At 62.0% G+C, this 2,952-nt stretch carries 3 protein-coding genes and 1 pseudogene; 1 reads left to right on the top strand and 3 read right to left on the bottom strand.

Features of this window, described 5'->3' with window-relative positions; translation table 11 throughout:
- Positions 1-111 precede the first annotated feature (111 nt).
- Positions 112-299: pseudogene (locus IEX64_RS23935) on the top strand (IS3 family transposase); the annotation flags it as partial.
- A gap of 257 nt (positions 300-556) precedes the next feature.
- Here IEX64_RS23935 and sucD read toward each other — a convergent pair.
- The 3 genes from sucD to IEX64_RS23920 all read right to left on the bottom strand — a co-directional run.
- Positions 557-1,447 carry a succinate--CoA ligase subunit alpha gene (gene sucD / locus IEX64_RS23930; protein WP_188823947.1) on the bottom strand — a complete coding sequence of 297 codons (891 nt, stop codon included), beginning with the start codon at positions 1,445-1,447 and terminating at the stop codon, positions 557-559.
- 46 nt (positions 1,448-1,493) lie between these two features.
- Positions 1,494-2,693 carry an ADP-forming succinate--CoA ligase subunit beta gene (gene sucC, locus IEX64_RS23925; protein WP_188823945.1) on the bottom strand — a complete coding sequence of 400 codons (1,200 nt, stop codon included), beginning with the start codon at positions 2,691-2,693 and terminating at the stop codon, positions 1,494-1,496.
- Positions 2,694-2,741: 48 nt separating this feature from the next.
- On the bottom strand, positions 2,742-2,952 hold a 211-nt coding region (locus IEX64_RS23920), incomplete at its 5' end, for an NAD-binding protein (protein ID WP_188823943.1).

Here is a 2,952-nt window from a genome sequence, read left to right as displayed (position 1 = left end):
GTGATCGCTCAAACTGAACAGGGACTTGGGATCCATGAATGGCCTCCGTGATCGCGCCCCTTCAATGAATCATCATACCCGCCAAAACGCTACCGGTTTTTGCGGGGCTCCAGCTTCTTCTCATCGCTCAAGCGCGAGCGCATCCGGCGCCGGAATTACAAAACCCGCGAGGAGGCCCGGCAGGACGTGTCGATTACATCGAGATGTTATACAACCCGGTGCGCAAGCAAGTCAGGAACGGGATGCTGTCGCCCGTCGAGTTCGAACGACAGCAGATTTTAAAAGCGGAAGGCGTCTAGAAAACTAGGGGCTACTCAAGGAGACAAGTGATTGGGGCCATGCGGCACCAGTGTAATGCATGGCCGCGCGGGACTTGGCTTGTTGAGCTTCTGCGTCAATTAATATTATAGAAAACTCCGCCCTCTTCCTTTTTACAAAGGGGAGGGCGGAGTTCAGTCGTTTGAGTGGGCTTAAAATTTCAGATCAACGCAAAAAAGCTGCTTGAAGTGATCTCCGAGTGCATTTTCCCACTTGGGAACCCCGAAAGTCAGGGCGATCAGACGGTTTCTTTGAGCGCGTGCAGCAGCGTTTCGCCGAGCAGCGATGGCGAGGGGGAGACGCGGATGCCCGCCTCTTCCATCGCCGCGATCTTGTCTTCGGCGCCGCCCTGGCCGCCCGAGACGATGGCACCGGCGTGGCCCATGCGGCGGCCCGGAGGCGCCGTGCGGCCCGCGATGAAGCCGGCCATCGGCTTGCTGCGGCCGCGCTTGGCTTCGTCCTTCAGGAACTGCGCGGCTTCTTCTTCGGCGCTGCCGCCGATTTCGCCGATCATGATGATCGACTTGGTCTCGTCGTCGGCAAGGAAGAGTTCGAGCACGTCGATAAAGTTGGTGCCGTTGACCGGGTCACCGCCGATGCCGACAGCCGTGGTCTGGCCGAGGCCCGCGTTGGTGGTCTGGAACACGGCTTCATAAGTGAGCGTGCCCGAGCGCGAGACGACGCCGACCGAACCCTTCGAGAAGATGTTGCCGGGCATGATGCCGATCTTGCACTCGTTCGGCGTCAGCACGCCGGGGCAGTTCGGACCGATCAGGCGCGACTTCGAACCGGTCAGCGCGCGCTTCACCGGGATCATGTCGAGGACGGGAATGCCCTCGGTGATGCAGATGATCAGTTCCATCTCGGCGTCGATTGCCTCGAGGATGGCGTCGGCGGCACCGGCCGGCGGCACGTAGACGCACGAAGCGGTGGCGCCGGTCGCGGCCTTGGCTTCATGCACGGTGTTGAACTGGGGCAGGCCGAGGTGCTCGGTGCCGCCGCGGCCCGGCGTCACGCCGCCAACCATCTTGGTACCGTAAGCGAGTGCGGTTTCGGTGTGGAAGCTGCCGGTCTTGCCGGTCATCCCCTGGGTGATGACCTTGGTATTCTTGTCGACGAGAATGGACATGGGATCTTGCCTTGCTGAATGGGGAAACTGTATCGGGCAGCGCCGCTCAGGCGACCTTCTGCACTTCGGCGACGATCTTCTGCGCGGCGTCGCCCAGGTCGTTTGCCGGAACGATGGCGAGGCCGGAATTTGCGAGGATGTCCTTGCCCTGCTGGACGTTGGTGCCTTCGAGGCGAACCACCAGCGGAACCGAGAGGTTCACGTCCTTGGCCGCGGCAACGATGCCCTCGGCAATGACGTCGCACTTCATGATGCCGCCGAAGATGTTCACGAGGATGCCCTTCACGTTGGGATCGCCGAGGATGATCTTGAACGCGGCCGTCACCTTCTCCTTGTTGGCGCCGCCGCCCACGTCGAGGAAGTTGGCGGGGAAGGAGCCGTTGAGCTTGATGATGTCCATGGTCGCCATGGCGAGGCCGGCGCCGTTCACCATGCAGCCGATGTCGCCATCGAGCTTGATGTAGGCGAGGTCGTACTTGCTGGCTTCGATCTCGGCCGGATCTTCCTCGGTCTCGTCGCGCAGCTCGGCCACGTCGGGGTGGCGGTAGAGCGAGTTCGAATCGAAACTCATCTTGGTGTCGAGCACGAGCAGCTTGCCGTCGGCGCTTTCGACCAGCGGGTTGATCTCGAGCATGTCGCAGTCGAGGGCGATGAAGGCTTCGTAGACCTGCTTGGCGAGCTTCTGGGCCTGCTTGTTGAGGTCGCCCGTCAGCTTGAGCGCGAAAGCGACGGCGCGGCCGTGGTGCGGCTGGAAGCCTTCGGCCGGATCGATCGTGACGGTGGTGATCTTTTCCGGAGTCGAGTGGGCGACTTCCTCGATGTCCATGCCGCCTTCGGTCGAGGCGATCATGGCGACGCGACCGCTGGCGCGGTCGACGAGCATCGAGAAGTAGTATTCCTTGGCAATGTCGACGCCATCGGTCACGTAGAGGCGGTTCACCTGCTTGCCGGCTTCACCGGTCTGGATGGTGACGAGGGTGTTGCCGAGCATTTCCTTGGCGCATTCCTCGACCTCTTCGATCGATTTGGCGAGACGCACGCCACCCTTGGCGTCGGGGCCGAGTTCCTTGAACTTGCCCTTGCCGCGCCCGCCGGCGTGGATCTGGGCCTTCACGACATAGAGCGGTCCGGGAAGCTGCTTGGCGGCGGCAACGGCCTCTTCGACGGTGAGCGCGGGGATACCGGCGGGGATACCCACGCCATATTTAGCAAGCAGTTCCTTGGCCTGATATTCGTGAATGTTCATCGCTGAATCGCTTTCTGCTGGAGTTTCCTCGGGGAAGGTGTGGGTGCCTCAGAGCGTGGTGAAGATCGCGCCGAAGTCCTTGCCGCCATTGCCCGCTTCGACGAAGGCCTTGTAGATTTCCAGCGCGTGCTCGCCGAGGGGAACCTTGGCTTGGGCGTCATGCGCCCCATCAATGGCAAGGCCCAGATCCTTGAGCATCAGGGCCGAGGCGAAGCCGCCCTGGTAGTCGTAGTCCGCCGGGCTGGTCGCGCCGACGCCC

It is taken from the genome of Novosphingobium indicum (assembly GCF_014645195.1).
GTDB classification, from domain to species: domain Bacteria; phylum Pseudomonadota; class Alphaproteobacteria; order Sphingomonadales; family Sphingomonadaceae; genus Novosphingobium; species Novosphingobium indicum.
The sequence above is the reverse complement of the archived record's forward strand: the minus strand, read 5'-3'. Positions and strand labels throughout refer to the sequence as shown.

Bases quoted from the DNA above. Each gene is read 5' to 3' on its own strand.
- sucD (WP_188823947.1), bottom strand. From the start codon at position 1,447: ATGTCCATTCTCGTCGACAAGAATACCAAGGTCATCACCCAGGGGATG.
- sucC (WP_188823945.1), bottom strand. From the start codon at position 2,693: ATGAACATTCACGAATATCAGGCCAAGGAACTGCTTGCTAAATATGGC.